Origin of the sequence: Streptomyces sp. NPDC059224 (assembly GCF_042754285.1) — a bacterium.
Lineage (GTDB): Bacteria > Actinomycetota > Actinomycetes > Streptomycetales > Streptomycetaceae > Streptomyces.
This window is the reverse complement of record NZ_JBHZAN010000008.1, coordinates 49832-76124: the sequence shown is the minus strand read 5'-3', so window position 1 is coordinate 76124 and position 26293 is coordinate 49832. Positions and strand designations below refer to the sequence as shown.

The following is a 26293-nucleotide window of genomic DNA, read 5'->3' as shown; positions in this document are numbered from 1 at the left end:
AAGAGCACAGAGGGACTGTAGGGGAGGCGGACGGGCGGCGCGGCGGCGCCAGGCACGAGGGCGGCGGGGGAGGATGCGGCGGGTCCCGGGATCCCTGATTCGCGGGGGCCGGTCACGCGTCCACGCCCGCCCGCAGCCGCATGGCCGTCGGGCCGCCGTACGGCACGATCTCGAAACCGGGCGGGTACGACCCGAAGTCCGCCCGTGCCCCGTGATCGGTCGAGAGACTGATCAAGGTGGTCGCACGGCCGTGGAACGCCGCCGGCGACGAGGACTTCCGCAGTGGTCACGGCGACTGCGGAGAACGCGGGGAGGTTGTCCCCCCGCTGCCTCTGCCCCTGCCCGACTGGTGGACGCCACGGCCCCCGGGCCCCGGTGTGCCCGGTAGTGTGACCAGCGGGCCGTGACTGGCGCGCTGGGATGGGACGGACCATCGGGGAGCGGCCCGCGACCGATCGAGTGCCGTGCGCCTGGGCCGAACCGTGAACGCCGAACGCCATGTCCGGAGGTCCCGAATGTCCGAGCCCCTCTCCACCGAGTCCACCGCGTTCCGCGCGGCCCTCGACGTGATCCGCGCGGTCGAACCGCGGGTAGCCGACGCCATCGGCCAGGAGGTCCACGACCAGCGCGAGATGCTCAAGCTGATCGCCTCCGAGAACTACGCCTCCCCGGCGACCCTGCTCGCGATGGGCAACTGGTTCAGCGACAAGTACGCCGAGGGCACCGTCGGCCGCCGCTTCTACGCCGGCTGCCGCAACGTCGACACCGTCGAGGCGCTCGCCGCCGAGCACGCCCGTGAGCTGTTCGGCGCCCGGCACGCCTACGTCCAGCCGCACTCCGGCATCGACGCCAACCTGGTCGCCTTCTGGGCGGTCCTCGCCGACCGCGTCGAGGTCCCCTTCCTGGCGAAGACCGGCGCCCGCCAGGTCAACGACCTCTCCGAGGCCGACTGGGCCGAGCTGCGGCAGGCCTGCGGCAACCAGCGGATGCTCGGCATGTCCCTGGACGCCGGCGGCCACCTCACCCACGGCTTCCGCCCGAACATCTCCGGCAAGATGTTCGACCAGCGCTCCTACGGCACCGACCCGGCGACCGGCCTGATCGACTACGACGCGCTGCGCGCCCAGGCCCGGGACTTCAAGCCGCTGATCCTGGTGGCCGGCTACTCCGCGTACCCCCGGCTGGTGAACTTCCGGATCATGCGGGAGATCGCCGACGAGGTCGGCGCGACCCTGATGGTCGACATGGCGCACTTCGCGGGCCTGGTCGCCGGCAAGGTCCTGACCGGCGACTTCGACCCGGTCCCGCACGCCCAGATCGTCACCACCACCACCCACAAGTCGCTGCGCGGCCCGCGCGGCGGCATGGTCCTGTGCGACGACTCCCTGAAGGACCAGGTCGACCGCGGCTGCCCGATGGTCCTCGGCGGCCCGCTCCCGCACGTCATGGCCGCCAAGGCCGTAGCCCTGGCCGAGGCCCGGCAGCCCTCCTTCCAGGACTACGCCCGGCGGATCGTCGACAACTCCCGCGCGCTGGCCGACGGCCTGATGCGCCGGGGCGCCACGCTGGTGACCGGCGGCACGGACAACCACCTCAACCTGATCGACGTCGAGTCGTCGTACGGCCTCACCGGCCGCCAGGCCGAGTCGGCCCTGCTGGACTCCGGCATCGTCACCAACCGCAACGCGATCCCGGCCGACCCGAACGGCGCCTGGTACACCTCCGGCATCCGGATCGGCACCCCGGCGCTGACCACGCGTGGCCTCGGCACGGCCGAGATGGACGAGGTCGCCGCCCTGATCGACCGCGTCCTGACGGCGACGGAGCCGGGCACGACGAAGTCCGGCGCCCCGTCCAAGGCCTCGCACGTCCTCGACGAGAAGGTCTCGACGGAGATCGCCCAGCGGGCGACGGACCTGGTCGCGGGCTTCCCGCTGTACCCGGAGATCGACCTGGGCTGAAGCGCCCCGCAGGGGTGCGGGGAACTGCGCGAGCAACGACATGCGACCCGCAGTCCCCGCGCTCCGGAACCGCCCCCCACCGCCGGGCCATTCCCGCCCTCGCCCTCTGCGAGAATGGTGAGCATGGCTTCTGACCGACCCCGCGTGCTCTCCGGCATCCAGCCCACCGCCGGCTCGTTCCACCTCGGCAACTACCTGGGCGCCGTCCGCCAGTGGGTGGCGCTCCAGGAGTCTCACGACGCCTTCTACATGGTGGTCGACCTGCACGCGATCACGGTCCCGCAGGACCCCGCCGACCTGCGCGCCAACACCCGGCTCGCCGCGGCCCAGCTGCTCGCGGCCGGCCTGGACCCGGACCGCTGCACCCTCTTCGTGCAGAGCCACGTCCCGGAACACGCCCAGCTCGCGTGGGTGATGAACTGCCTGACCGGCTTCGGCGAGGCCAGCCGGATGACCCAGTTCAAGGACAAGGCGGCCAGGCAGGGCGCGGACCGCGCCAGCGTCGGTCTCTTCACGTACCCGATCCTCCAGGTCGCCGACATCCTGCTCTACCAGGCCAACGAGGTGCCCGTCGGCGAGGACCAGCGCCAGCACGTCGAGCTCACCCGTGACCTCGCCGAGCGGTTCAACGGCCGCTTCGGCGAGACCTTCACCATCCCGAAGCCGTACATCCTCAGGGAGACGGCGAAGATCTACGACCTCCAGGACCCGGCGATCAAGATGAGCAAGTCGGCGTCCACGCCGAAGGGCCTCATCAACCTCCTCGACGAGCCGAAGGCGACGGCGAAGAAGGTCAAGAGCGCGGTCACCGACACGGACACCGTGATCCGCTACGACGCCGAGCACAAGCCGGGCGTCTCCAACCTGCTCACCATCTACTCCACCCTCACCGGCAAGCCGATCGCCGAGCTGGAACGGGAGTACGAGGGCAAGATGTACGGCGCGCTCAAGACGGACCTCGCCGGCGTCATGGTCGACTTCGTGACCCCGTTCCGGGAGCGCACCCAGCAGTACCTGGACGACTCCGAGACGCTCGACTCGATCCTCGCCAAGGGCGCGGAGAAGGCCCGCGCGGTGGCCGCGGAGACCCTGGCCCAGGCGTACGAGCGGGTGGGCTTCCTGCCCGCCAAGCACTGACCCGGTCCGCGGCCGGTACCGAGCGGGGCGCCGCCGGTGCCGAACGGGGCGCCGGGGGCGCTCGGGGCGCTCGGGGCGCTCCGGGGAGCGCACGGGAGCGCTGCACATCACTTCGGCCACGGCTGCCCGGAAGGCGGCCGTGGTCGTACAGTCGATAGCCGGGCGGCCGGGTACGAACCCGACACATGCCCGGCCACCACGACCGACAGGAGATGACGTGGGGACCGTAACGATCGGCGTGTCGATCGCGGTCCCGGAGCCTCATGGCAGCCTGCTCCAGGAGCGGCGCGCGGGCTTCGGCGACGCCGCGGCGCACGGCATCCCCACGCACGTCACGCTGCTGCCGCCCACGGAGATCCCCGACGGGTCACTGGCCGCCGTGCAGGCCCACCTGAGCGAGGTCGCCGCGGCCGGCCGGCCCTTCCCGATGCGGCTGTGCGGCACGGGCACCTTCCGGCCGCTGTCGCCGGTGGTGTACGTCCGGGTCGTGCAGGGCGCGGACGAGTGCGCATGGCTCCAGCAACGGGTCCGGGACGCGTCCGGCCCGCTCGACCGCGAGCTGCAGTTCCCCTACCACCCGCACGTGACCGTCGCGCACGGGATCGACGAGGCCGCGATGGACCGGGCCTTCGCCGAGCTCGCGGAGTACGAGGCCGCGTGGCCGTGCACCGGGTTCGCCCTGTACGAGCAGGGCCGCGACGGTGTGTGGCGCAAGCTGCACGAGTACGCCTTCGGCGGCTCCGTGGTGCCGCCCCAGGCCGGACACGCGGAGCGGGGCACCATCGCCAGCCGGTAGCCCCGGCTCAGATCGGCAGGCGCCGGAACACCGACCGCGGCGCGTGCCGCAGCGCCGACATCACCACCCGCAGCGCCCCCGGCACCCACACCACCTCCGAGCGCCTGCGCAGCCCCGTCTCGATCGCCGTCGCCACCGCCTCCGGGGTCGTGGCCAGGGGCGCTTCCGCCAGCCCCGCCGTCATCCGCGACCGCACGAACCCCGGCCGTACCACCATCACGTGGACGCCGGTCCCGTGCAGCGCGTCGCCCAGGCCCTGGGCGAACGCGTCCAGGCCCGCCTTGCTGGAGCCGTAGATGAAGTTGGAGCGCCTCGCCCGCTCCCCGGCGACCGACGACAGCACCACCAGGGAGCCGTGACCCTGCGTCTGCAGCTCCCGCGCACAGACCAGGCCGGCCGAGACGGCGCCCGTGTAGTTGGTCTGCGCGACCCGCACGGCCTGCACCGGTTCCCGCTCGTCGGTCGCCTGGTCGCCCAGGACGCCGAAGGCGAGCAGCACCATGTCGATGTCGCCCTCGGCGAAGACCTTGCCGAGGGCGGCGTCGTGGGACTCGGGGTCGAGCGCGTCGAAGGGGACGGTGCGGACGTCGGCGCCGAGGGTGCGCAGCTGCTCAGCGGCCTGGTCGAGGGCGGGGGAGGGGCGGCCGGCCAGCCAGACGGTACGGGTGCGCCGGGCGATCATCCGGCGCGCGGTGGCCAGCGCGATCTCGGACGTTCCGCCGAGCACGAGCAGGGACTGGGGCATTCCGAAGGCGTCCTTCATGACAGCGATCAGCTCCTAGAGGCCGAGACGGCGGGACAGGTCGGAGACGAACACCCCGCGCGGGTCCAACTCCGCGCGCAGCGCGCGGAAGTCGTCGAGCCGCGGATACATCGCGGCGAGCAGGTCGGGGCGCAGCCGTGCGTCCTTGGCGAGGTAGACGCGGCCGCCGGCGGCCGCGACCTCCTCGTCCAGTTCGTCGAGGAACGCCCCGAGGCCGGTCAGGGCGGCCGGGATGTCGAGCGCGAGAGTCCAGCCGGGCACGGGGAAGGAGAGCCAGCCGGGGTCGGCGTCGCCGAAGCGCTTCAGGACGGCCAGGAAGGACGGGCAGCGGCGCTCGGAGATACGGGCCACGATCCGGCGCAGGGCGTCCTCCTGGCCGTATCCGACGACGAACTGGTACTGCACGAAGCCGCGGCGGCCGTAGACGCGGTTCCAGTGCGGGACGCCGTCCAGGGGGTGGAAGAACGCCGGGATGCGCTGGAGCTGGCCGGTACGCGCGCGTGGCGCCTTGCGGTACCAGAGTTCGTTGAAGAGACCGACGGTGGTCCGGCCCAGGAGGCCGTCGGGGACGAAGGCGGGGGCGGCCGGAAGCTGACGGGGGCGGAAGGCGAGTGGTGCACGCCCGGCGCGTGTGCCCTCACCGAGCGCCTCCAGGGGTGCGTGGTCGCCCCGCGTGAGCACCGCGCGCCCGGTGGCCGCCCCGCGCGCCAGCAGGTCGATCCAGGCGACCGAGTAGCGGTAGCGGTGGTCCGTGGTGGTCAGGCGGTGCATCAGGTCGTCGAGGTCGGTGGCGCGTTCGGTGTCGACCGTCAGGTACGACGTCTCGACCGGGAGGAGGCGGACGGTCGCCGTGAGGATCACTCCGGTCAGACCCATGCCGCCGGCCGTCGCGTCGAACAGCGGGGTGCCGCGGCTCACCGTGCGGACCTGGCCGTCCGCGGTGAGGAGTTCGAAGGACAGCACGTGACGGGAGAAGGATCCCGAGACATGGTGGTTCTTGCCGTGGATGTCGGCGCCGATCGCGCCGCCCACCGTCACCTGGCGGGTCCCGGGGGTCACCGGGACGAACCAGCCGAGCGGCAGCAGGACCTCCGTCAGGCGGTGCAGGGAGACCCCCGCGTCGCACAGGAGGGTGCCTCCGTCGGCGTCGATGGCGTGGATGCGGTCGAGGCCGGTCATGTCGAGCACGGCGCCGCCGGCGTTCTGCGCCGCGTCCCCGTACGCGCGCCCCAGACCCCGCGCGATGCCGCCGCGAACCCCGCAGTCCCGGATCGCGTCCGCCGCCTCCTGGTAGGTCCGGGGACGGATCAGGCGGGCGACGGTGGGGGCGGTGCGGCCCCAGCCGGTGACGGGGACGGCGGTTCCGGGGGGTGTGGAAGGAGCGGACTCGGCGGGACCTGCGGCCCCTCCAGGCATTCCAGGCATGGGAATGACCGTATCGCTGCCGTATGGGTGTTATGGATGCTATTGGCGGTTGGTCACGGAAGATCACCTGACTCCCCGAAACGGGTGATTATCCGAATGTCGCTCAATACGGTCGTAGCTTTTGCGGGGTCAAGGTGAACAGTGAGTCCAATGGACGACATGGACCACCGGATCCTCTCCGCACTGCACGCCTGCGGTGCCGATCCACGCGTCGCGTCGGCCGCGCGCGGTCTCTCCCTGGCCGGTGAGCACGGCGCGCTCTGGCTCGCGGCGGGCCTCGCCGGGGCCGCCGTGGACGGCGCGCGCCGCGAGGCCTGGTTGCGCGGCACGGCGCTGGTCGCGGGCGCGCACCTCGGCAGCATCGGCGTCAAACGGCTCGTGCGCCGTGCGCGCCCCGCTCATGTCCGGCCCCGGGTACGCACCGCGGGCCGGCACTCCTTCCCCAGCTCGCACGCCACCTCCGCGGTGGCGGCCGCCGTCGCCTTCGGGGCGCTCGGCGTGCCCGCCATCGCGCCGCTGGCGGCCGCGATGTGCCTGTCCCGGCTCGTGGCCGGGGTGCACTACCCCTCGGACGTCGCAGCCGGCGCGGCCCTCGGGGCGCTCACGGCGCGCGCCGGGGCGGGATGGATGCGCGGGGGAGTGCCGGGTGCCTCGTACGCGGGGAGGCGCGGATGACCGAGACCGCGCACGCCGCCACCGAAACGACGCCCGGCGCCGGCAGAGCGACCGCCGACGGCGTTGCGGACACGAATCTGCATGAGCAGCGCGGCCACCCGGCCAGGGCGCACGGACCGGCACGCGCGCGTGTCACCCCCGGTGGCCTGCTCACCGGCCTGCTGAAGACCACCCGTCCCAAGCAGTGGGTCAAGAACACCCTCGTCATCGCCGCCCCGGCTGCCGCCGGCCGGCTCTTCTCCGTGTCCGCGCTTCTCACCCTCGCCCTCACCTTCGTCCTCTTCACCGCCTGCGCCGCCGCCGTCTACCTGATCAACGACGCCCGGGACGCGGAAGCCGACCGCGCCCACCCCACCAAGTGCCGCCGCCCGGTCGCCGCGGGCCGGGTCCCGGTCCCCGTCGCCTACGCGGCGGGCGGTGTCCTGGCCCTCCTGGGGCCTCTGCTCGCGGTCCGGCTGACCCCACCCCTGGTGCCGGTGCTGCTGATCGCCTACCTGGGCATGCAGCTCGCCTACTGCGTCGCCCTCAAGCACGTCCTGGTGGTCGACCTGGTCGTCGTCACCACCGGGTTCCTGATGCGGGCGGTGATCGGCGGGGTCGCGCTCGGCATCCCGCTGTCCCGCTGGTTCCTGATCACCACCGGCTTCGGCGCGCTCTTCATGGTGTCGGCCAAGCGCTACTCGGAGGCCGTGCACCTGGGCGGCAAGGCGGGCGCCACGCGCGCACTGCTCACCGAGTACACCACCGGCTACCTCCGCTTCGTCTGGCAGCTCGCCGCCGGGGTCGCCGTCCTCGCCTACTGCCTGTGGGCCCTGGAGGGCCACCGCACCGCCGCCGCGGGCCTGCTGCCCTGGCGCCAGCTGTCCATGGTCGCCTTCATCCTGGCGATCCTGCGCTACGCCGTCTTCGCCGACCGGGGCACCGCCGGCGAACCCGAGGACGTCGTCCTGCGCGACCGCGCCCTCGCCCTGATCGGCCTGGCCTGGCTCGCGATGTACGGCCTCGCGGTGGCCCACTGGTGACCGCGCACCAGCGGGAGCTGATCGGCTTCGCCGCGGTCGGCCTGCTCGCCTACACCGCCGACCTCACCCTCTTCAGCTGGCTGCGCGGCCCGGCCGCCCTCGACCCGCTCACCGCCAAGTCCCTGTCCTTCCTGGCGGGCTGCACGGTCGCCTACCTCGGCAACGCCCGCGGCACCTACCGCAACGCGCGCCTGCCGGGGCTGCGCCCCTACCTCGTCTTCGTCGCCGTCAACCTCGCCGGCGCCCTGGTCCAGCTGCTCTGCCTCACCGTCAGCCACTACGGCCTCGGGCTCACCTCGCAGCGTGCCGACACCGTCTCCGGCGCGGTGGTCGGTATGGGGCTCGCCACAGTTCTGCGCTTCTGGGGTACCCGTACATGGGTGTTCCGGGCGGAGGGCAGAGTCGGATCATGGACTGGCTGAGAAGGCTTCCCGTCGTCGGCCCGCTCGTCGGGTGGCTGACGCACACGCACGCGTGGCGGTCGTACGAGCGGCTCGACCGGGTGAAGTGGGCCCGGCTGGCCGCCGCCATGACCTTCATCAGCTTCATCTCGCTCTTCCCGCTGCTGACCGTGGCCGCCGCGGTCGCCGCCGCCACCCTGAGCCAGTCGCGGCAGCACACGCTCGAGGACAAGATCACCGACCAGATCCCGGGGATCTCCGACCAGCTGGACATCAACTCGCTGGTGCAGAACGCCGGCACCGTCGGCCTCATCGCCGGTGCCCTTCTGCTGTTCACGGGCATCGGCTGGGTCGGCCAGATGCGGGACTGCCTGCGCACGGTGTGGGAACTGCCCGACAAGGACCAGAACCCGATCGTCGCCAAGGCCAAGGACGCCGGCATCCTGATCGGTCTCGGCGGCGCGCTGCTGGTCACCTTCGCGGTGTCCACGATCGCCTCGGCGGCCGTCGGCTGGACGGCGGGGCAGCTCGGCATCGACCGGCACAGCTGGGGCAGTCTGCTGCTGCGGATCATCGCGTTCGTCGTCGCGGTGGTCGCCGACTTTTTGGTGCTGCTCTACGTTCTCACCCTGCTGCCCGGGGTCGAACCGCCGCGCCGCCGCCTGCTGGTCGCGGCGCTGACCGGCGCGGTCGGTTTCGAACTCCTCAAGTTGCTGCTCAGCGGCTACATCCAGGGCGTCGCCACGAAGAGCATGTACGGCGCGTTCGGCGTGCCGGTCGCCCTGCTGCTGTGGATCAACTTCACCTCGAAACTCGTCCTGTTCTGTGCCGCCTGGACGGCGACCCAGAGCGAGACCGAGGTCACGGACGAGGCCGCCGACGCACCAGATCCGGCAGCGGCCAACGGCGGTTGACCAGGTACGCGGCGCCCACGAGCAGCACCAGCGCGCCACCCGCGATGCCCAGCGCCACCCCGATCCCGCCCGAGCCGTCGGCGGAGGCGGCGGCCACCGGCTTCGCCCCGGAGTCCTTCCCGGAACCGGCCGCGGATCCGGACGGGGAGGACGAAACGCCCGCCCCCGGCCGCGTACCGGCGTCCACCGCTCCCTTCGGCGGGACGAGCTCGCCCACCGGAGTCACCTTGCCGGCCGCCTGGAAGCCCCAGTCGAACAGCTGGGCGGTCTCCTTGTAGACCTCGTTGTGTTCCTTCTTCTCCGGGTTCATGACGGTCACCAGCAGCACCCTGCCGCCCCGCTCCGCGACCCCGGTGAAGGTGGCGCCCGCGTTGGTGGTGTTGCCGTTCTTCACACCCGCGATGCCCTGGTAGACCGGCACGTCCGTGTCGCCGCTCAGCAGCCGGTTGGTGTTCTGGATCTCGAAGGACTCACGTGTCGACCTGCCCTTGGCGTTCTTCGTCGTCTCGCCCGGGAACGCGGCCCGCACGGTCGAGCAGTACTCCCGGAAGTCCTTCTTCTGCAGCCCGGAGCGGGCGAACAGCGACAGGTCGTACGCCGACGACACCTGCCCGGCCGCGTCGTACCCGTCCGGGCTGACCACGTGGGTGTCCAGGGCCTGCAGGTCGTCGGCGTGCGACTGCATGTCCCTGACGGTCTGCTCGACACCGCCGTTCATGGCGGACAGCACGTGCACGGCGTCGTTGCCGGAGCGCAGGAAGACGCCCAGCCAGAGGTCGTGGACCGTGTAGGTCTGGCCCTCCTTTATCCCCACCAGGCTGGAACCGGCGCCCATGCCCGCGAGGTCGGCCGGCACCACCTTGTGCGGGGTCGACCTCGGGAACCGCGGCAGCACGGTGTCCGCGAACAGCATCTTCAGGGTGCTGGCCGGGGGCAGCCGCCAGTGCGCGTTGTGCGCGGCGAGCACCTCGCCCGACTCGGCGTCCGAGACGATCCAGGAACGGGCCGTGACGTCCTTCGGCAGCACCGGCACCCCGGCGGCCAGATCGACCTGGGTGCCGGGCTGTCCCAGCCGGGCGCCCCCGACCGACGACATGTGCGCCGGGGGCGTGGCCGACGGACTGGTCGAGGGCGTGGGCGCGGCGAGCGCGGCCGGCGCGGTGAGCGGCAGGGACAGCAGGGCGGCGGAGGCGACCAGCAGATGGCGGCCGACGGGGGACTTCGGTGCGGACACGGACGAGAACGTACCCGGCACGGACGGCGAAGTCCCGCCACCGACCCCACCCCGGACACGGAACCGGACAGCCGACGGCGATACTGAACGCATGAAGCTCAGCCGCCCGGTGTCCTGGTTCCTGCTCGCGTTCGGAGTGTGGTCTTGGTTCATCTGGATCACTTTCGTCAAGAACTTGGTCAAGGACGGCAGCGGGCTTGCCTTCGACGACGGCCGTCCTACCGCGTACTTCTGGGTCCATCTGACGCTGGCCGTCGTTTCCTTCGTATTGGGGACGGCCATCGGGGGCATCGGGTTGCGCGGGGTGCGCGCACTGCGCCGAACGTCATAGAAAGAGGCACGGCAGGGTGGTCATCGTCTTCGCGCTCCTCGCCCTGGCCCTGGTGGCGGCACTGTACGGGTACCTGTGGCGCCGCCTGGTGAGGGACACGACGACGTCCTGGGGCCGGCCCCGGGAGATCGCCACGGTCGTCTTCGTCGTCGGCCCGGTCCTGATGCTCGCGGCCCTGTTCGCCGAGGTCGGCCATGCCCCGTTCGTCCTCCGGCGGACCCTGGCCTGGCCGGGATTCCTGTGGATGGCCCTGTCCCTGTACCTGCTGCCGGCGGTGGTGGCGGGGGAAGTGCTCCGGCCTCTGGTCAGCCGTCTTGTGGACCGGTTCGGTTTCGGGCGCCCCGAGCCGGAGCGCCCCGAGGGGCAACCGTCACAACCTGCCGGAACCACTCCGCAGGCCCTTGGTCCCACCCGTCGCCTCGTCGTCTCGCGCATGGTGGGCGGCACGGCGGCGACCGCCGCCGCCGCGACCGTCGGCTACGGAACCTACGGAGTGCTCCGCGGCCCCCGCGTGAGACGCGTCACAGTCCCCCTCGCCAAACTCCCCCGAGCCGCCCACGGTTACCGCATCGCCGTGGTGAGCGACATCCACCTCGGTCCGATCCTCGGCCGCGGTTTCGCGCAGCGGGTCGTGGACACGATCAACGCCACCCAGCCCGACCTGATCGCGGTCGTCGGGGACCTCGTCGACGGCAGCGTGAAGGATCTGGGCCCCGCCGCGGCCCCCCTCACCCAGCTGTCGGCGCGGCACGGCGCCTACTTCGTCACCGGCAACCACGAGTACTTCTCCGGCGCCGCCCAGTGGGTCGAGGAGATACGCCGGCTGGGCCTGCGCCCGCTGGAGAACGCCCGCACCGAACTGGCCCGTTTCGACCTCGCCGGGGTGAACGACATCGCCGGTGAAGGCACGGGTCAGGGGCCGGACTTCGACCGGGCCCTCGGCGGTCGCGACCCGGCCCGGGCCTGTGTGCTCCTCGCCCACCAGCCCGTGCAGATCCACGAGGCCGTGCGGCATCACGTCGACCTCCAGCTCTCCGGCCACACCCACGGCGGCCAGCTCTGGCCCGGCAACCTCATCGCGACCGAGGTCAACCCGACCGTCGCCGGCCTCGACCGCTACGGCGACACCCAGCTGTACGTCTCCCGGGGTGCCGGTGCCTGGGGGCCGCCCACGCGCGTCCGGGCGCCCTCCGACATCACGGTCGTCGAACTGGCGTCGAAGCAGGCATGAACGCCGCGTGCCTGTGGAAGAGCTGTGAAATCCGGCGGAAACAGGTGCTCGGTAAGTTCTTCGTCATCTAGTCAGATCACTCTTCCCCCACATGAAACACCTGTGGTTAGGTGAGCCGCGTCACTTAGGGGAGTGACGCTTGTGGAGGGCCTGGGCAGGGCCTGGAACGGGCCCGTGCGGGTCCTGGGGAGGGCACCAACCGTGCGATCTGTTCGCATGCGGATTCTCGTGACGCTTCTCGTCCTGGCGATCGTGGGGATAGGCGGCTGGCAACTGCTGCCGTCGCAGGACAACAAGAACAAGACGATCATCGTCGGCACGACCGACGCCGTCACCTCACTCGACCCGGCAGGCGCCTACGACGCCGGCTCCTGGGCGCTGTTCAACAACGTCTTCCAGTCCTTGCTCACCTTCGAGCCGGGCGGTGTGCAGCCGGTCCCGGACGCGGCCCAGAGCTGCAGGTTCACGGACACCGGTCTGCAGACGTACCGCTGCGTCCTCCGCGACGGGATCACCTTCCCGAGCGGCCGGGCGATGACCGCGCAGGACGTGAAGTTCTCCTTCGACCGGGTCAAGAAGATCAACTCCGACACCGGTCCGTCCTCGCTGTTCTCGACGCTCTCCTCGGTCACCGCCTCCGGCGACACCGTGACCTTCCACCTCGCGTACGCGGACGCGACGTTCCCGTTCAAGGTGGCGACCGGTGCCGGTTCGATCGTCGACAAGGACAAGTACCCGGCGAACCGACTGCGCACCGGCAACTCGCTGGACGGCACCGGCCCGTACCGCCTGACGTCGTACACGCAGGGCAAGCAGGCGGACCTGCAGCCCAACAGCGGCTACAAGGGCGGCCTCGACGGCACCGGACGTCCCGTGAAGCTGGACTACTACCCCGACTCGGCCAAGCTCAGCAGCGCGTACCAGGCGAAGGAGATCGACGTCGCCACCCGCACGCTGCCGCCGGCCATGGTCTCCAAGCTCTCGCCGAGCGACCCCGACCAGCGCGTCTCGGAGTCCGACAGCGCCGAGACCCGCAACCTGTACTTCAACACGCGCAAGGGCTCCGCCCTGCACGACGTCCTGGTCCGCCGCGCGCTGGCCTGGCTGGTCAACCGCGAGGAGCTGGCCGCCACCGTGTACGACGGGACGGTGGAGCCGCTGTACTCGCTGATCCCGACCGGCCTCACCGGTCACACCACGTCCTTCTTCGACCAGTACCCCACGCAGAGCGTCGCCAAGGCGAAGGCGCTGCTGGAGGAGGCCGGCGTCAGCACCCCGGTCGAGTTCACCTTCGGCTACGGCATCGGCCACGGCGCGGGCGCCGAGGAGGCCGCCGCGCTGAAGAAGCAGCTGGAGGCGAGCGGCCTGTTCAAGGTCGACGTCAAGGGATACGAGTGGACCGCCTTCCAGAAGTCGTGGGCCACGGGCAAGATGGACGCCTGGGCGGTCGGCTGGGTCGCCGACTACCCCGACCCGGACACCTTCGGCGCCTCCCTGGTCGGCAGCGACTCGACGATGAGCACCGGCTACAGCAGCCACGAGGTCGACCGGCTCATCAAGGACAGCCAGCGGTTCGCCGACCGGGGCCGCGCCGACGCGGACTTCCGCAGCATCCAGACGGACGTGGCGGACGACGTGCCGCTGATCCCGCTCTGGCAGCGCACGGACTACGTCGTCAGCAGCGAGGACGTCGGCGGCACCCAGTACCTCACGGACAGCACGGGCCTGTTCCGGCTGTGGAGTCTGGACTGGATCTGACGAGGGCGGACACCCGGCGCGGCCGTGTGACGTAGGTGGGCGCGGGGCGAGGGGCGGAGGTGCCGAGACGCAACTCCTTCCGGCTGCACCGGCATCCGGCGTCCGTGCTCCTCGTCTCCGGGCCTGCCACCGACGTGGCAGGACACGGACCGCAGCTGGAGGCACGAGCCGTCCGCCGGCGCACGACGAGGCGGGCAGGGGCCGGCGCGTGGTGGAGACGGTCGCGGCGGCGTGGGGCGTCCGGAGCAGGGAAACCCACGCCAGGACGGTGTGGACGCCGGTACTGGCCGACCCCTCCTGGGCCGGCCCGGCCCCGGCCCCCGCGTCTCACCCGCACTTCAGCGTCACCGTCACCGCCAGACCCTCGCCGGGCGAGGTGCTCACCGCCACCTCGCCGCCGTGCGCGTCCACCACCCCCTGCACGATCGCCATCCCGAGCCCGCTGCCCTCCGCGCTCCCCACCCGGAAGAACCGGTCGAAGATCCGTGCCGCGTCCTCCTCCGTCAGCCCCGGCCCCTCGTCGGCGACGCACACCCGCACCACCCCGTCCGACCGCTCCACCTCCAGCCGTACGGCCGCCTCGACCGGTGTGTGGGTACGGACGTTGGCCACCAGGTTCCCCAGCACCTGCCGCAGACCCGACTCGTCGGCCCGCACCAGCACCGCCCCCTCGGCGCTCACCGCGACCCGTCGCGCGGGCTGCTGGGCCCGCAGGTCCTCCGCCGCGTCCCGCACCAGCCGGCTCACGTCGACGTTCCGGAGCCGGATCTCGGGCCGCTGGTCGAGCCGTGCCAGCAGCAGCAGTTCGTCGACGAGCCGCCCCATCCGGTCCACCTCGCCGTGCATCCGGTCCCAGGCCCGCCGCCGCTCCCCGGGCTCGCGCAGCATTCCCTTGTCGTACAGCTGGAGATAGCCGCGGATGGCGGCGAGCGGTGTCCGCAGCTCGTGCGACGCGTCGGCGACGAACCGGCGCAGCTGGGCCGCGCTGCGCTCGCGCGTCCGGTACGCCGTCTCCACCTGGTGCAGCATGGAGTTGAGGGCGAGGCGCAGTTGCTCGACCTCCTCCGTCGGGTGCTGGCTGGAGGGCACCCGCCGGGTCAGGTCGCCCTCGGCGATCGCCGACGACGTCTCCACCATGTCCTCCAGCGGCAGCAGACAGCGCCGCGAGCTGAACATGGTCAGACAGGCCAGCAGTGCCAGCAGCAGCGCGCCGACGGCGAAGTCGAGCCGGAGCGCCTTGGCTATGCCCTCGTGCAGCAGCTCGGTCGAGTTGGCCAGCAGGATGTAGGGACCGTCGGCGAGCCGGGTCGCCGTCACCCGGTACATCGCGCCGTGCACGGTGACATCGCCCGGGTCGGGGGCGGCGGCGAGGGCGCGCGGGTCGCTCACGGCGGCCGCCAGCCCGCGCTGGGCCTCGGTCGGCGTCATGTCGAAGACCGAGACCGCGCTGCCCCTGGCGTCGACCACGGCGAAGATCGAACCCGGTGCCGGGTCGGACTCCGCAGGGACCACCCGGTCGCGGATGACGCCGAGCGTGCCCAGCGAGTCGACCTGCCGCAGGGTGAGACCCGAACTCCCCAGCGAGGTACGCATCTTGAGCAGCGAGGAGTCGACCTGGTCGAGCAGGTAGAGCCGCATGCCCATGATGCTGACCGTGGTCGCGGCCACGATGCCGACGGCGAGCAGACCGACGTTGGCGAGGGTCAGCTTGCCGCGCAGCGAGTGCATGCCGTGCCGGTGCCGGCGCCGCTTCCCGACGTTCATGCCAGGCCGTATCCGACGCCCCGCCGGGTGGTGATCACCGGCGCACCCAGGGCGTCCAGCTTGCGCCGCAGATAGCTGATGTAGGTCTCCACGACGGTCGAGTCGGACGGCGCGTGCTCGTACTGCCAGACGTGCCGGAGCAGTTGCTCCTTGGGGACGATCCGGCCGCCGTTGCGCACCAGGAAGCGCAGCAAGGCGTACTCGGTCGGGGTCAGCTCGACCGTGTGGCCGGCCCGGTGCACCGAGTACGTCGTCTCGTCCAGTTCCAGGTCGCCGTAGCGCAGCGGCGGGCGCTGCTGGATGACGTCGGCCGGACGGGTGCGGCGCAGCACCGCCCCGATCCGGGCGACGACCTCGTCGATGTTGAACGGCTTGGTGATGTAGTCGTCGCCGTAGCCGAGCGCGCCGACTATCTCCGCCGGAGCGTCCCGCGCGGTCAGGAAGACCAGGGCCAGGTCCGGCCGGCGGGCGCGCAGCTCGCGGCCCAGGGCGCGGCCGTCCCCGTCCGGCAGCATCACGTCCAGCAGAGCCGCGTCGGGGCGGGTGCGGTCGGCCAGCGCGAGGGCGTCCCGGACCGTCCCGGCCGTCATCACCTCGAACCGGTGATAGCGCAGGGCGATGGCGAGGACGTCCGCGATGCTCGGTTCGTCCTCCACGATCAGCACGGTGCTGCCTGGAGCCGTCATGCCCCCAGTATCGGCGCGAGGGCCGACAGCGGGGGGCGCGCAGCTTTGGAGTTCCTTGAGAGTCATGCGCGCCCCGTGTCCCGGCGGGCCTCCCGCCGCCAATCCTGTTGCCCAGGACCTGGGGGACCAACCGAACCGGACGAACCTGATTCAAGGAGCTGTTGAGCGTGACGGCATTGGCACGGTGGTGCTATCGGCACCGGCTGGTGGTCCTGTTGCTGTGGGTGGGGGCACTGTTCGGCGTGGGCTTCTCGGCCTCGACGGCGGGCACGGACTACGCGAACGTCTTCTCCCTCCCCGACACGGACTCAAAGACCGCGTACGACCTGATGCAGAAGGCCTTCCCGAACACCTCCGGTGACACGGACACCGTGGTCTGGAAGGTCACCGACGGCTCGGTCAGGGACCAGACCGTCCGGAGCCGCGTCCAGCCGGCCCTGGACTCGATCGCGAAACTGAAGGGCGTCGGGGCGGTCGCCGGCCCCTACGAAGGCGCCCGGGGGGCCGCGCAGATCAGCCAGGACGGCAAGATCGCGTATGCGCAGATCACCTTCGTCCAGCGGGCGAACGAGATCCCCAAGGACGTCGTCCAGAAGGTCGTCGACACCGCCCAGGACGCGGAACGCGGCGGTCTCCAGGTCGAGTTGGGCGGCCAGGCCATCCAGCGTGTCCAGGAGCCCCCGCAGGGCCTCTCCGAGATGGTCGGCATCGTCGCGGCGGCCGTCGTCCTCTTCCTGGCGTTCGGTTCGTTCTTCGCGATGACCCTCCCGATCGCGATCGCCGTCTTCGGCGTGGGCATGGGGCTGTTCTCCACCCAGCTGCTCAGCCACACCACGAACATCCCGGACATCGCGCCGCTGCTCGCCTCCCTGATCGGCCTCGGCGTCGGCATCGACTACGCCCTGTTCATCGTCACCCGGCACCGCCGGGGCATCCTGCGCGGCATGGACCCGGAGGAGTCGGCGGTCACCGCCCTCAACACCTCCGGCCGGGCGGTCCTGTTCGCGGGCGGCACGGTCTGCATCGCGCTGGCCGGCATGCTGGTCACCAGGCTCCGCTTCCTGGACGGCGTGGTCATCGGCACCTCGCTGACGGTGGTGCTCAGCGTCCTGGCCGCCACCACCCTGCTGCCCGCCCTGCTCGGCTTCCTCGGCCCCCGCGTCCTCAGCCGCCGGCAGCGCCGCCGGCTGGCCGCCGAGGGTCCCGAACCGGAGAAGGCGAGCGGCCTGGCGGCCCGCTGGTCGGTGAACGTCGAGAAGCGCCCGCGGCGCGTCGCCGCGCTTGCCGTGGTCGTCATGGCGGTCCTCGCCGTCCCGGTCCTCTCCCTGCGCCTCGGCGCCACCGACCAGGGCAACGACGACGCGTCCACGACCACCAGGAAGGCCTACGACCTGCTCGCCGAGGGCTTCGGCCCCGGCTTCAACGGTCCGCTCCAGGTGGTCAGCGCGGGCGGTGACACGGCGAAGCTGGTCCAGGGCATCGAGGCGACCTCCGGAGTCGCCCGGGTCGCCGCGCTGCCGCCCGCGCAGGGCGTCACCGTCATCCAGGTGGTCCCGACCACCTCGCCCCAGTCCAAGGAGACCGACGACCTCATCGACACCCTTCGCGACCAGGTGATCCCGAAGGCGGGCACCGAGGCCCACGTGGGCGGCGTGACGGCGGTATCCAAGGACTTCGCCTCCGTCACCGGCGACCGTCTGCCGCTCTTCATCGCGACGATCATCGGCCTGGGCTTCCTGCTTCTCCTGGTCGCCTTCCGCTCCCTGGTGGTACCGCTGACGGCGGCGCTGATGAACCTGATCGCGGCGGCCGCCTCCTTCGGCGTCCTGGTCGCGGTCTTCCAGTGGGGCTGGGGGCTGGACCTGCTGGGCCTCGGCAAGGAGGGCCCGATCAACGCGTTCCTCCCCGTCATCATGCTGTCCCTCCTCTTCGGCCTCTCGATGGACTACCAGGTGTTCCTGGTGAGCCGGATGCACGAGGAGTGGGTGCACACGAGGGACAACGCGCGGGCGGTCCGGGTCGGTCTGGCGGAGACCAGCCGGGTCATCAACAGCGCGGCCCTGATCATGGTCTGTGTCTTCCTGGCCTTCGTCCTGAGCGGCGACTCGGGCGCGGCGATGGCGGGCGTGGGTCTGGCGGCGGCGGTGGCGCTCGACGCGTTCATCCTGCGTACGGCGCTGGTCCCGGCGGCGATGCACCTGCTCGGCGACTCCAACTGGTGGCTGCCGGCCTGGCTGGAGAAGCGGCTGCCGCACCTCGCGGTGGAGCCGTCGGAGGGGGCCGCCCCGGAACCCGCGGAGCCGACCGGCCCGGCCACGGCGATCCACGGCTTCGTCCGTGCGGCGGACGGCGACCCGGTGGAGGACGCGTCGGTGACCCTGATGTCCAAGGGCGGCCGCCAACTGGACCGTGTGACGTCCCTGGCGGACGGCTCCTACATCGTGTCGGTCCCGGCGCCGGGTTCCTACCTGCTGGCGGTGACGTCGGCGTCGTACGGCTCACGCGCCCGGCACGTGGTGGTGGCGGAGGGGCCGCTGGTGTACGACGTGGAGCTGACCGGGGACGAGGTGGACGCGGTCAACTAGCCTTCTTCTGCGCGGCCTTGAGGATCTGATCCACGCCGAGGGTGACCTCGGCGCCGATCGGTCCGGGGAGCGTGACGGTCTCGCCGGGAGAGTACGGGCGGTGGTGCTCGTACTCTCCCCGGTGGCCGGTCGCAGGCGTTGTTCCGGACGTGGTGGTCGTCGGTGTCGGCATCCACGACCGACAGGCCGCAGATGGCGTGATCCTCGGCCCCAGCGGGGAGCCGGAGGCCGACGCCCTGCATGACGTCGGTTTCGCCCTCGGCCGGCCCTGCGGCGATGAAAGGGACCATGAGCCTGGTCAGGGCACGAGCGTGCGGCACATCCGGTGATGGGTCACGAGGAGGTGGCCCCGACGATCTCGACGCGGCAGCCCGGATGGCGCCCCATGGTCTCGTCGGCGGCGGCCGTGAGCGAGAACGGCCCGTCGTCGAAGGGGTGCTCGATGGCCGCGGCGGACATCGCGTGCCTCCCAGGAGCTGGTGTCGAGGAAATCATCGTGGGCAGCCGGGCCCTCGCTGTCCCCTTCGAACCGTTTCACCCGGAAGTGATCACCCGGTCTTCGCCTTGACCGCCGGGTCCGGCAGGACCCGCGTCATCCCCGGCAGGAAGTCCGTGAACAGCTCGTGCACCTCCAGCACGAGCGGCCGCAGCACCCGGAACCGCGCGAGGGAGACGCCCCGCGCGGTCAGCCGCGCCCCCCGCTCGGCGAGCCGGTAGCTGCGTTCCCGGCCCTCGGTCCGGTCGAAGATCCAGTACAGCACCAGGCCCATCTGCGAGAGCCACATCAACTCGGGCAGGACGTCCCGGAGTTCGGGTGCGACCTTGGTCTTCGCGCCGGCCAGCACCTCCCGGTGCACACTGATCGCCTCCGCGCGGGCGTGCTCGCTCTCCGGGGAGAACGGGCTGAGCGGGCTGTCGGGGTCGGCGGCGTTCTTGAAGAAGTGGACCGCGAACTCGTGGTACGGCAGGGCGATGTCCAGCCACACCTTCAGGACGCCCGCGAGCCGCGCCTCCAGGTCGGTCTCCCGGTCCAGGACCTCGCGGACCGCCACCCGGTGCTCGGCGGCGAGCTGGTCGTAGAAGCCCTGGATCAGGTGTTCCTTGCCGGCGAAGTAGTAGTACGCGTTGCCTACGGAGACCCCGGCCTCCGTGGCGATGGCCCGCATCGTGGTCTTCTCGTAGCCGCGCTCCCGGAACAGCCGCATCGCCGTCTCCAGGATCAGCGCGCGGGTCTGCTCGGACTTGCTCGGCGTATCGGCCTCGGCAGGACCGTCGTTCTTCGCGGACACGGACAGAGCCTAACGAGTGGCGCAGGTGTCGCCCGCACAGCCCGGAGGGTCGTAGATCCACCCGAGCCCGGGGTCGTACGTCCATCCGTCCTCGCGCCGGTAGACCTTGCCGCCCCACTGGGCGCCCCGCCACCGGGCGGCGGCGAGTACCGCGCCCCGGGCCAGCCGGGCTCCGGCCGGCGTGCTCAGCCTGTGGGCCAGCGGCCGGTGCTCCCGCAGTGCCCACAGGACGACGATCCATGCGGCGGCGGACCGGTAGACCTGCCCGGAGTCGCCGACGACGGTGACCTCGTCGAGGGTGGTGGAGTGGTCGAGTCCGGGGAAGCGGGCGCGGGCCTCGTCCGACGCGGCCGGGACCAGGGTGAGCGGCACCAGCTGCGACTGACGCCCGAGCCAGTCCCGCAGATGGGTGCAGAGGGTGCACTCGGCGTCGTAGAGAACGGTGAGCCCGCGGACCGGGACGCGCGCGGCGCCCCGGTCCTCGGCGGCCGGCACGGTGCTCACGCCCCGGCCGCCGGCGCGGTCCAGCCCTGCGGCGGGACGGGCGGGAGCTGTTCCTTCTCCATGGCCCCGCGCCGCCGTATCCGGTTGAGGACGTACACGTTGCCGAGGTGCATCACGCCGAGCACCAGCAGGACGACGCCGAGCTTGGCCGACAGCGCCTCGAAGACGCCCCGGGTGTCGTCGATGGTGTCGCTGGTGTGCAGGTACAGCGCGACGAAGCCGAGGTTGACCAGGTAGAAGCCGACCACCAGCAGGTGGTTGACGGCGTCGGCGAGCTGTTCGTTGCCGCTCAGCACGTCAGAGAGGAAGATCCGTCCGTTGCGGCTGAGCGTGCGGGCCACCCAGACCGTCAGACCGATGCTGACCAGCAGGTAGATGACGTAGGCGATGACCGTGCGGTCCATGCCCCACCCCTTCTTGAACGCGTTCAAAACGCTGACAGGGGTGACTGTAGACCCAGTTTTGAACGTGTTCAACTCGGTTGCGGGGTGACCCCGTTCACGCCCGCCGCGCCAACTCCGGCCGCTTGCTGTAGTCGGTGAACCCGAGGACGTTCCCCCAGGGGTCGGCGATCTCGACGGTCCAGCCGGTGGCGACGGAGAACGGCGCGTCGAGCACGGCGATCCCGGCCTCGGCCAGCCGCCGCGCGGCCGCCCGGGCGTCCGGCACCTCCAGCCACAGCCGCGGCGCGGCCCACACCGGCGTCCGCTGCCCCAGCCCCGCCTCGGCCCGCAGCAGGATCCCGGGCGTCTCGCCCCCGACCTTCAGCAGGGCGATCCCGCCCTCGTCGAACCGGAACCCGATCGTGAACCCGGCCCGTTCGTAGAAGCCGACGGCATCCGTGAGATCCCCGACGGGGAGCAGCACGTTGTCGAACCCGAGCAGTTCGTACGACTCGTCATCTGACATGCGATCAGATTAGGTGCGCCGATGTCACTTGCTGAGCGGGCTGACCGCGGGGTCACTCAATGGGCTCAGGCCGCGCCCGCCGTCTCGCTACGCTGGGCGGCCGTCGGCGCGACGGCTGCTCGAGGGGGCGGACATGACTCCGGGGACCGAGACCTTCTACGGCGAGGTGCGGAACGCCTTCGCCGGTGCCGCGCAGCGGCTGGGACTGGACGGGCCGGGCGCGGGTGAGGCGGACCGGCACCTCGCGGTGGCCAGCTACACCGGCTCCGCAGTGACCTACACGGTGGTGCTCGGCCTGTGGCAGGGCGACATCGAGATCCACGCCTGCCGGGAGACCGCGTCGACCGTGTGCAAGGTCGGCATCGCGGGACTGGCCCGCGCGGCGGGCGTCGCGGACGGCCGGAGCGGCGTCTGCTTCGGCGCCCGTAGCCTGAGGCAGTTGCGCAGATCGCTCACCGGCCAGATCCGCTACGTCGAACTCGTCCACCCGCTGGTCTCCGGGGCGCCGGACGAGGCCCTGGCCCTGATGCGCGCCGCCGGCGCCAGGGAGTGGCACAGGCCCGCCTGAACACCGCAGGGCCCCGCTCCCCGGGAAGGGGAGACAGGGCCCTGGGACGGCGTCGTGAAGGTCAGAAGCGGCGCGTGATCAGCGCTCGCTTCACCTCCTGGATCGCCTTGGTGACCTCGATGCCGCGCGGGCAGGCGTCCGTGCAGTTGAAGGTCGTGCGGCAGCGCCACACGCCGTCGCGGTCGTTCAGGATCTCCAGGCGCTGCTCGCCCGCCTCGTCACGCGAGTCGAAGATGAAGCGGTGCGCGTTGACGATCGCCGCCGGGCCGAAGTACTGGCCGTCGTTCCAGAAGACCGGGCAGGACGACGTGCACGCGGCGCACAGGATGCACTTCGTGGTGTCGTCGAAGCGCTCGCGGTCCTCGGCGGACTGCAGACGCTCGCGTGTCGGCTCGTTGGTGTCGTTGGTGACGAGGAACGGCATCACGTCCCGGTACGCCTGGAAGAACGGCTCCATGTCGACGACCAGGTCCTTCAGGACCGTCAGGCCCTTGATGGGCTCGACCGTGATCGGCTTGTCGGGGTTGATGTCCTTGATCAGCGTCTTGCAGGCGAGGCGGTTCTTGCCGTTGATCCGCATCGCGTCCGAGCCGCAGATGCCGTGCGCGCAGGAGCGGCGGAAGGTCAGCGTGCCGTCGACGTCCCACTTGATCTTGTGGAGGCCGTCGAGGACGCGCTCCTTCGGGTCGATCTCCAGCTGGAAGTCCTCCCAGACGGCGTCCGCGGAGACCTCGGGGTTGAAGCGGCGGATCCGGAAGGTGACCGTGATGTACGGGGAGTCGGCGAAGCCGGGCTCGGGCTGGCCGGCCGCGTCCGCCTTCTCCAGGGTCGGGGTTGCCATCAGTACTTACGCTCCATCGGCTGGTAGCGGGTCTGGACGACCGGCTTGTAATCGAGACGGATGGACTCGGCTCCGTCGTCGCCCACCTCGCGGTACGCCATGGTGTGGCGCATGAAGTTGACGTCGTCGCGGTTCGGGTAGTCCTCGCGGTAGTGACCGCCGCGCGACTCCTTGCGGGCCAGGGCGGAGACCGCCATGACCTCGGCCAGGTCCAGCAGGTTGCCGAGCTCGATGGCCTCCAGCAGGTCGGTGTTGAACCGCTTGCCCTTGTCCTGGATCGAGACGTTCCGGTAGCGCTCGCGCAGCTCCGCGATCTTCTCCACAGCCGTCTTGATCGTCTGCTCGGTGCGGAACACCATGACGTTGGCGTCCATCGTGTCCTGCAGCTCCCGGCGGAGCGTGGCGACCCGCTCGTTCCCCGTCGAGGTGCGCAGCTGCTCGATCTGCGAGACGACGAACCCGGCCGGGTTCTCCGGGACGTCGACGAAGTCCACGGTGTGCGCGTACTCGGCGGCCGCGATGCCCGCCCGGCGGCCGAACACGTTGATGTCCAGCAGGGAGTTCGTGCCCAGCCGGTTGGCACCGTGCACCGACACGCAGGCGACCTCGCCGGCCGCGTACAGGCCCGGGACGACCGTCGTGTTGTCGCTCAGGACCTCGCCCTGGACGTTCGTCGGGATGCCGCCCATCGCGTAGTGCGCGGTGGGCTGGATCGGGATCGGGTCCGTGTAGGGCTCGATACCGAGGTAGGTGCGCGCGAACTCGGTGATGTCCGGCAGCTTGGCGTCCAGCTGCTCCGGCGGGAGGTGGGTGAGGTCGAGGTAGACGTGGTCGCCCTCGGGACCACAGCCGCGGCCCTCCCGGATCTCCGTGTAGATGGACCGGGAGACGACGTCACGGGAGGCCAGGTCCTTCATGACCGGCGCGTACTTCTCCATGAAGCGCTCGCCGTCCTTGTTGCGGAGGATGCCGCCCTCACCACGGGCGCCCTCCGTCAGCAGGATGCCCATGCGCCAGATGCCGGTCGGGTGGAACTGGAAGAACTCCATGTCCTCCAGCGGCAGGCCGCGGCGGTAGACGGCCGCCTGGCCGTCACCGGTGAGCGTGTGCGCGTTGGAGGTGACCCGGAAGAACTTGCCGGTGCCGCCGGACGCGTAGATGACGGCCTTCGCCTGGAAGACGTGGATCTCGCCGGTCGCCAGCTCGTAGGCGACGACACCGGCCGACTTCTTGACCCCGTCGACCTCGGTGATCAGCTGGTCCAGCACGTAGAACTCGTTGAAGAACTCCACGCCCTCCTTGACGCAGTTCTGGTACAGCGTCTGGAGGATCATGTGGCCGGTGCGGTCGGCCGCGTAGCAGGACCGGCGGACCGGCGCCTCGCCGTGGTTGCGGGAGTGCCCGCCGAACCGGCGCTGGTCGATCGTCCCGTTGGGCGTCCGGTTGAACGGCAGGCCCATCTTCTCCAGGTCGAGGACGGCGTCGATGGCCTCCTTCGCCAGGATCTCGGCGGCGTCCTGGTCGACCAGGTAGTCACCGCCCTTGATCGTGTCGAAGGTGTGCCACTCCCAGTTGTCCTCCTCCACGTTGGCCAGCGCCGCGGCCATGCCGCCCTGCGCGGCGCCCGTGTGGGAGCGGGTGGGGTAGAGCTTGGTCAGGACCGCGGTGCGGCTGCGCTTCGTCGACTCGATGGCCGCGCGCATGCCCGCGCCACCGGCGCCGACGATGACGGTGTCGTACTTGTGGATCTTCATGATTCTCGCAGCCCCGTGCCTAGCGGATGTTCGGGTCGAAGGTGAAGATCACCAGCGTGCCCAGCAGGATGGTGAACACCGTGGCGGTGTAGAGCAGGCCCTTCAGCCACAGCCGGGTGTTCGCGCGCTCCGCGTAGTCGTTGATGACCGTGCGCAGGCCGTTGGCGCCGTGCAGCATCGCGAGCCACAGCATCAGCAGGTCCCAGACCTGCCAGAAGGGGCTCGCCCAGCGGCCGGCCACGAACGCGAAGCCGATCTTCGACACGCCGCCGTCGAGCACGAGCTGGATCAGCAGGTGGCCGAGGACCAGGACGACCAGCACGACGCCGGACAGCCGCATGAACAGCCAGGCGGCCATCTCGAAGTTGCCGCGCGTGGAGCGCGGGGTCTTCTTGGTGCGCAGGCGCGGGGCCTCGATGAGGGGAGCCGGGTTGTCGACGTTGAAGAGGGGGGCGCCCTCGACGGGGCCGACGCCGGCTGCGGTGGATTCAGTGGTCGACATCTGCGTCAGCTCCCGAACAGGACACGAGCGGCGTGGCCGAGAACGGGGTAAACGGCCCCGGCCATCAGGACGACCCAGACACCGACGACCGTCCAGAGCATCTGCTTCTGGTAGCGCGGGCCCTTCGACCAGAAGTCGACGGCGATGACGCGCAGGCCGTTGAGCGCGTGGAAGAGGATGGCGGCCACGAGGCCGTACTCCAGCAGCGCGACGATCGGCGTCTTGTACGTGGCTACGACCTTGTCGTAGTCCTCGGGGGAGACACGGACGAGAGCGGTGTCCAGCACGTGAACGAACAGGAAGAAGAAGATGAGGACGCCGGTGACTCGGTGAGCCACCCAGGACCACATTCCTTCCCGGCCGCGGTACAGCGTTCCAGCCGGCACGGAAGTCCCTCCGGGAGCGGGGATTGGGGCCGCGCCGGCTTGGTGTCGGTCGGGCCCGGCCGGGTACGGTCCACCGGCCCCCAGCATCGTAGCGATGCGCTGGCGCCGGGCTTACGCCGGGCCTACCGGTGTGATCAAAGTGGCACGCGTATGGGTTAGCCGGGCGGCGTTCGGGGCGGGGGCGCGGTCATCTGCCGGGTGCGGCGCCGTGGGGGTTGTTCGTGCCTCCTGGCGGAGCCGCTGACGGGCACGGCCCCGCGCCCCTGAGCAGGTCCCTCAGACGCCCGTGCGCAAGGCGCCGCAGTTGCTCCGCGGACATCACCCGCTCGTCCTCCGGATCGTTCTTCAAACGTGAGTAGATGCCTTCGAGTACGCGGTCCAGGCGCTCCTCGGGCGGGGTGCCGTCCAAGTGGATCACGAACACGTGTCCGAACTTGGCCTCGTAGGCCGCGTGGGCCGCGGTCAAGGCCGTATGCGCCGCCGAGTAGGTGTCCTCGGGCAGCTCGGGGAGCGACTCGCCCGCCAGGGCCTCGGTGAGGTCCGCCCGGCCCAGGTCGTAGGCCGCCTCGTCCGCGGCCGCCAGCAGGGACGCGACGTCCGGGTAGGGGCGGTGGTCGGCGAGTCGCCGGGACCAGCGCGGGCTGCACAGGCAGTGCAGGAGCAGGGCGCCGACCTCTTCGTCCGGGGCGGCGTTGAAGGCGTCCAGCGGAGTGGGGAGGTGGGGCAGGCGGTGGGCGGGCAGCGTGGGTCCTCGTGTCACGTGAGGTGTGGCAGGGGATGCTGGGAGGGATGTGTCGTAGACGTTATCGAGGACGTTCACGGTGTGTCGGTTGGTTGCCTCAGTTTCACCCGAAGGG

The 26293-nt window shown here is 71.2% G+C and carries 29 protein-coding genes and 1 riboswitch; of the genes, 12 read left to right on the top strand and 17 right to left on the bottom strand.

Annotation, left to right across the window (positions count from 1 at the left end; translation table 11 throughout):
- Positions 1-112 precede the first annotated feature (112 nt).
- On the bottom strand, positions 113-235 hold the full coding sequence (locus ACFXI4_RS10490; RefSeq protein WP_384989335.1) for a hypothetical protein: 123 nt from the start codon (positions 233-235) through the stop codon (positions 113-115).
- Between the two features lie 158 nt (positions 236-393).
- Positions 394-483: riboswitch (ZMP/ZTP riboswitch) on the top strand.
- Here ACFXI4_RS10490 and ACFXI4_RS10485 point away from each other — a divergent pair.
- The 3 genes from ACFXI4_RS10485 (at position 465) to ACFXI4_RS10475 (ending at position 3894) form a co-directional block, all read left to right on the top strand.
- A complete protein-coding gene (locus ACFXI4_RS10485) occupies positions 465-1961 on the top strand; it encodes a glycine hydroxymethyltransferase (protein ID WP_384989334.1) in 1497 nt (498 codons plus the stop codon). Its footprint overlaps the riboswitch before it by 19 nt.
- Before the next feature lie 123 nt (positions 1962-2084).
- On the top strand, positions 2085-3098 hold the full coding sequence (gene trpS / locus ACFXI4_RS10480; protein WP_384989332.1) for a tryptophan--tRNA ligase: 1014 nt from the start codon (positions 2085-2087) through the stop codon (positions 3096-3098).
- A gap of 217 nt (positions 3099-3315) precedes the next feature.
- The gene (locus tag ACFXI4_RS10475; RefSeq protein ID WP_362721000.1) at positions 3316-3894 is read left to right on the top strand and encodes a 2'-5' RNA ligase family protein; all 579 of its coding nucleotides are present in this window, start codon (positions 3316-3318) and stop codon (positions 3892-3894) included.
- Positions 3895-3901: 7 nt separating this feature from the next.
- On the opposite strand, the gene ACFXI4_RS10470 is transcribed toward ACFXI4_RS10475, so the two are convergent.
- Together ACFXI4_RS10470 and ACFXI4_RS10465 are read right to left on the bottom strand one after the other, a co-directional pair.
- A complete protein-coding gene (locus tag ACFXI4_RS10470; RefSeq protein ID WP_384989330.1) occupies positions 3902-4657 on the bottom strand; it encodes a decaprenylphospho-beta-D-erythro-pentofuranosid-2-ulose 2-reductase in 756 nt (251 codons plus the stop codon).
- A 15-nt stretch (positions 4658-4672) separates the two neighbouring features.
- Positions 4673-6073, bottom strand: coding sequence for an FAD-binding protein (locus ACFXI4_RS10465; RefSeq protein ID WP_384989504.1), 1401 nt, complete (start codon positions 6071-6073; stop codon positions 4673-4675).
- Positions 6074-6232: 159 nt separating this feature from the next.
- Here ACFXI4_RS10465 and ACFXI4_RS10460 point away from each other — a divergent pair, with 159 nt between their 5' ends.
- The 4 genes from ACFXI4_RS10460 to ACFXI4_RS10445 are packed head-to-tail and all read left to right on the top strand — an operon-like array spanning position 6233 to position 9094.
- Positions 6233-6757, top strand: a complete 525-nt coding sequence (locus ACFXI4_RS10460) for a phosphatase PAP2 family protein (protein WP_384989329.1) — start codon at positions 6233-6235, stop codon at positions 6755-6757.
- Positions 6754-7779 (top strand): decaprenyl-phosphate phosphoribosyltransferase, encoded by a 1026-nt coding sequence (locus ACFXI4_RS10455; protein ID WP_384989327.1) that lies wholly within the window; start codon positions 6754-6756, stop codon positions 7777-7779. The genes ACFXI4_RS10460 and ACFXI4_RS10455 overlap by 4 nt, the downstream gene beginning before the upstream one ends.
- Positions 7776-8201, top strand: coding sequence for a GtrA family protein (locus ACFXI4_RS10450; protein WP_384989326.1), 426 nt, complete (start codon positions 7776-7778; stop codon positions 8199-8201). Before ACFXI4_RS10455 ends, ACFXI4_RS10450 begins: the two co-directional genes overlap by 4 nt.
- Positions 8189-9094 (top strand): YihY/virulence factor BrkB family protein, encoded by a 906-nt coding sequence (locus ACFXI4_RS10445; RefSeq protein ID WP_384989324.1) that lies wholly within the window; start codon positions 8189-8191, stop codon positions 9092-9094. The genes ACFXI4_RS10450 and ACFXI4_RS10445 overlap by 13 nt, the downstream gene beginning before the upstream one ends.
- Here ACFXI4_RS10445 and ACFXI4_RS10440 read toward each other — a convergent pair.
- Entirely contained in the window at positions 9042-10328 is a 1287-nt protein-coding gene (locus ACFXI4_RS10440; protein WP_384989322.1) for a D-alanyl-D-alanine carboxypeptidase family protein, read from the bottom strand. The genes ACFXI4_RS10445 and ACFXI4_RS10440 overlap by 53 nt on opposite strands.
- A gap of 91 nt (positions 10329-10419) precedes the next feature.
- Between ACFXI4_RS10440 and ACFXI4_RS10435 the strand changes: the two genes are divergently transcribed.
- The 3 genes from ACFXI4_RS10435 (at position 10420) to ACFXI4_RS10425 (ending at position 13648) form a co-directional block, all read left to right on the top strand.
- A complete protein-coding gene (locus ACFXI4_RS10435; RefSeq protein WP_362714450.1) occupies positions 10420-10659 on the top strand; it encodes an SCO4848 family membrane protein in 240 nt (79 codons plus the stop codon).
- A gap of 16 nt (positions 10660-10675) precedes the next feature.
- A complete protein-coding gene (locus ACFXI4_RS10430; protein ID WP_384989320.1) occupies positions 10676-11890 on the top strand; it encodes a metallophosphoesterase in 1215 nt (404 codons plus the stop codon).
- A gap of 216 nt (positions 11891-12106) precedes the next feature.
- A complete protein-coding gene (locus tag ACFXI4_RS10425; protein ID WP_384989318.1) occupies positions 12107-13648 on the top strand; it encodes an ABC transporter substrate-binding protein in 1542 nt (513 codons plus the stop codon).
- 327 nt (positions 13649-13975) lie between these two features.
- Here ACFXI4_RS10425 and ACFXI4_RS10420 read toward each other — a convergent pair whose 3' ends face one another.
- Together ACFXI4_RS10420 and ACFXI4_RS10415 are read right to left on the bottom strand one after the other, a co-directional pair.
- Positions 13976-15412, bottom strand: a complete 1437-nt coding sequence (locus tag ACFXI4_RS10420; protein WP_362714441.1) for a HAMP domain-containing sensor histidine kinase — start codon at positions 15410-15412, stop codon at positions 13976-13978.
- Positions 15409-16098, bottom strand: a complete 690-nt coding sequence (locus ACFXI4_RS10415; RefSeq protein WP_362714439.1) for a response regulator transcription factor — start codon at positions 16096-16098, stop codon at positions 15409-15411. Before ACFXI4_RS10415 ends, ACFXI4_RS10420 begins: the two co-directional genes overlap by 4 nt.
- 176 nt (positions 16099-16274) lie before the next feature.
- Here ACFXI4_RS10415 and ACFXI4_RS10410 point away from each other — a divergent pair, with 176 nt between their 5' ends.
- Entirely contained in the window at positions 16275-18683 is a 2409-nt protein-coding gene (locus tag ACFXI4_RS10410) for an MMPL family transporter (RefSeq protein ID WP_384989502.1), read from the top strand.
- Here ACFXI4_RS10410 and ACFXI4_RS10405 read toward each other — a convergent pair.
- The 6 genes from ACFXI4_RS10405 to ACFXI4_RS10380 form a co-directional block, all read right to left on the bottom strand.
- Positions 18676-18855, bottom strand: a complete 180-nt coding sequence (locus tag ACFXI4_RS10405; RefSeq protein ID WP_384989316.1) for a hypothetical protein — start codon at positions 18853-18855, stop codon at positions 18676-18678. The genes ACFXI4_RS10410 and ACFXI4_RS10405 overlap by 8 nt on opposite strands.
- A 161-nt stretch (positions 18856-19016) precedes the next feature.
- Positions 19017-19142, bottom strand: a complete 126-nt coding sequence (locus tag ACFXI4_RS10400) for a hypothetical protein (protein ID WP_384989314.1) — start codon at positions 19140-19142, stop codon at positions 19017-19019.
- 89 nt (positions 19143-19231) lie between these two features.
- Complete coding sequence (locus ACFXI4_RS10395) at positions 19232-19972, bottom strand: TetR family transcriptional regulator (RefSeq protein WP_384989312.1); 741 nt, start codon at positions 19970-19972, stop codon at positions 19232-19234.
- Between the two features lie 9 nt (positions 19973-19981).
- Positions 19982-20476, bottom strand: a complete 495-nt coding sequence (locus ACFXI4_RS10390; protein ID WP_384989310.1) for a thiol-disulfide oxidoreductase DCC family protein — start codon at positions 20474-20476, stop codon at positions 19982-19984.
- The gene (locus tag ACFXI4_RS10385; protein WP_384989309.1) at positions 20473-20880 is read right to left on the bottom strand and encodes a hypothetical protein; all 408 of its coding nucleotides are present in this window, start codon (positions 20878-20880) and stop codon (positions 20473-20475) included. The genes ACFXI4_RS10390 and ACFXI4_RS10385 overlap by 4 nt, the downstream gene beginning before the upstream one ends.
- A gap of 94 nt (positions 20881-20974) precedes the next feature.
- Positions 20975-21385, bottom strand: a complete 411-nt coding sequence (locus ACFXI4_RS10380) for a VOC family protein (RefSeq protein WP_384989307.1) — start codon at positions 21383-21385, stop codon at positions 20975-20977.
- A 133-nt stretch (positions 21386-21518) separates the two neighbouring features.
- Between ACFXI4_RS10380 and ACFXI4_RS10375 the strand changes: the two genes are divergently transcribed.
- Entirely contained in the window at positions 21519-21953 is a 435-nt protein-coding gene (locus tag ACFXI4_RS10375; RefSeq protein ID WP_384989306.1) for a hypothetical protein, read from the top strand.
- 61 nt (positions 21954-22014) lie between these two features.
- Here ACFXI4_RS10375 and ACFXI4_RS10370 read toward each other — a convergent pair whose 3' ends face one another.
- The 5 genes from ACFXI4_RS10370 to ACFXI4_RS10350 form a co-directional block, all read right to left on the bottom strand.
- Positions 22015-22794 (bottom strand): succinate dehydrogenase iron-sulfur subunit, encoded by a 780-nt coding sequence (locus ACFXI4_RS10370; protein ID WP_362714428.1) that lies wholly within the window; start codon positions 22792-22794, stop codon positions 22015-22017.
- Positions 22794-24548 carry a succinate dehydrogenase flavoprotein subunit gene (gene sdhA, locus ACFXI4_RS10365; RefSeq protein ID WP_362714426.1) on the bottom strand — a complete coding sequence of 585 codons (1755 nt, stop codon included), beginning with the start codon at positions 24546-24548 and terminating at the stop codon, positions 22794-22796. Before sdhA ends, ACFXI4_RS10370 begins: the two co-directional genes overlap by 1 nt.
- Before the next feature lie 19 nt (positions 24549-24567).
- The gene (locus ACFXI4_RS10360; RefSeq protein ID WP_362714425.1) at positions 24568-25050 is read right to left on the bottom strand and encodes a succinate dehydrogenase hydrophobic membrane anchor subunit; all 483 of its coding nucleotides are present in this window, start codon (positions 25048-25050) and stop codon (positions 24568-24570) included.
- 5 nt (positions 25051-25055) lie between these two features.
- The gene (gene sdhC / locus ACFXI4_RS10355; protein ID WP_071659649.1) at positions 25056-25436 is read right to left on the bottom strand and encodes a succinate dehydrogenase, cytochrome b556 subunit; all 381 of its coding nucleotides are present in this window, start codon (positions 25434-25436) and stop codon (positions 25056-25058) included.
- Between the two features lie 187 nt (positions 25437-25623).
- The gene (locus ACFXI4_RS10350) at positions 25624-26196 is read right to left on the bottom strand and encodes a 2-oxo-4-hydroxy-4-carboxy-5-ureidoimidazoline decarboxylase (RefSeq protein WP_384989304.1); all 573 of its coding nucleotides are present in this window, start codon (positions 26194-26196) and stop codon (positions 25624-25626) included.
- Between the last annotated feature and the right edge of the window lie 97 nt (positions 26197-26293).

Coding starts and splice junctions, on each gene's coding strand:
- ACFXI4_RS10425 (WP_384989318.1), top strand. CDS start 12,107: ATGCGGATTCTCGTGACGCTTCTCGTCCTGGCGATCGTGGGGATAGGC.
- ACFXI4_RS10465 (WP_384989504.1), bottom strand. CDS start 6,073: ATGCCTGGAGGGGCCGCAGGTCCCGCCGAGTCCGCTCCTTCCACACCC.
- ACFXI4_RS10380 (WP_384989307.1), bottom strand. CDS start 21,385: ATGTCAGATGACGAGTCGTACGAACTGCTCGGGTTCGACAACGTGCTG.
- ACFXI4_RS10470 (WP_384989330.1), bottom strand. CDS start 4,657: ATGAAGGACGCCTTCGGAATGCCCCAGTCCCTGCTCGTGCTCGGCGGA.
- ACFXI4_RS10375 (WP_384989306.1), top strand. CDS start 21,519: ATGACTCCGGGGACCGAGACCTTCTACGGCGAGGTGCGGAACGCCTTC.
- ACFXI4_RS10370 (WP_362714428.1), bottom strand. CDS start 22,794: ATGGCAACCCCGACCCTGGAGAAGGCGGACGCGGCCGGCCAGCCCGAG.
- sdhA (WP_362714426.1), bottom strand. CDS start 24,548: ATGAAGATCCACAAGTACGACACCGTCATCGTCGGCGCCGGTGGCGCG.
- ACFXI4_RS10415 (WP_362714439.1), bottom strand. CDS start 16,098: ATGACGGCTCCAGGCAGCACCGTGCTGATCGTGGAGGACGAACCGAGC.
- ACFXI4_RS10420 (WP_362714441.1), bottom strand. CDS start 15,412: ATGAACGTCGGGAAGCGGCGCCGGCACCGGCACGGCATGCACTCGCTG.
- ACFXI4_RS10460 (WP_384989329.1), top strand. CDS start 6,233: ATGGACGACATGGACCACCGGATCCTCTCCGCACTGCACGCCTGCGGT.
- ACFXI4_RS10445 (WP_384989324.1), top strand. CDS start 8,189: ATGGACTGGCTGAGAAGGCTTCCCGTCGTCGGCCCGCTCGTCGGGTGG.
- ACFXI4_RS10400 (WP_384989314.1), bottom strand. CDS start 19,142: ATGTCCGCCGCGGCCATCGAGCACCCCTTCGACGACGGGCCGTTCTCG.
- ACFXI4_RS10360 (WP_362714425.1), bottom strand. CDS start 25,050: ATGTCGACCACTGAATCCACCGCAGCCGGCGTCGGCCCCGTCGAGGGC.
- trpS (WP_384989332.1), top strand. CDS start 2,085: ATGGCTTCTGACCGACCCCGCGTGCTCTCCGGCATCCAGCCCACCGCC.
- ACFXI4_RS10385 (WP_384989309.1), bottom strand. CDS start 20,880: ATGGACCGCACGGTCATCGCCTACGTCATCTACCTGCTGGTCAGCATC.
- ACFXI4_RS10405 (WP_384989316.1), bottom strand. CDS start 18,855: ATGCCGACACCGACGACCACCACGTCCGGAACAACGCCTGCGACCGGC.
- ACFXI4_RS10435 (WP_362714450.1), top strand. CDS start 10,420: ATGAAGCTCAGCCGCCCGGTGTCCTGGTTCCTGCTCGCGTTCGGAGTG.
- ACFXI4_RS10455 (WP_384989327.1), top strand. CDS start 6,754: ATGACCGAGACCGCGCACGCCGCCACCGAAACGACGCCCGGCGCCGGC.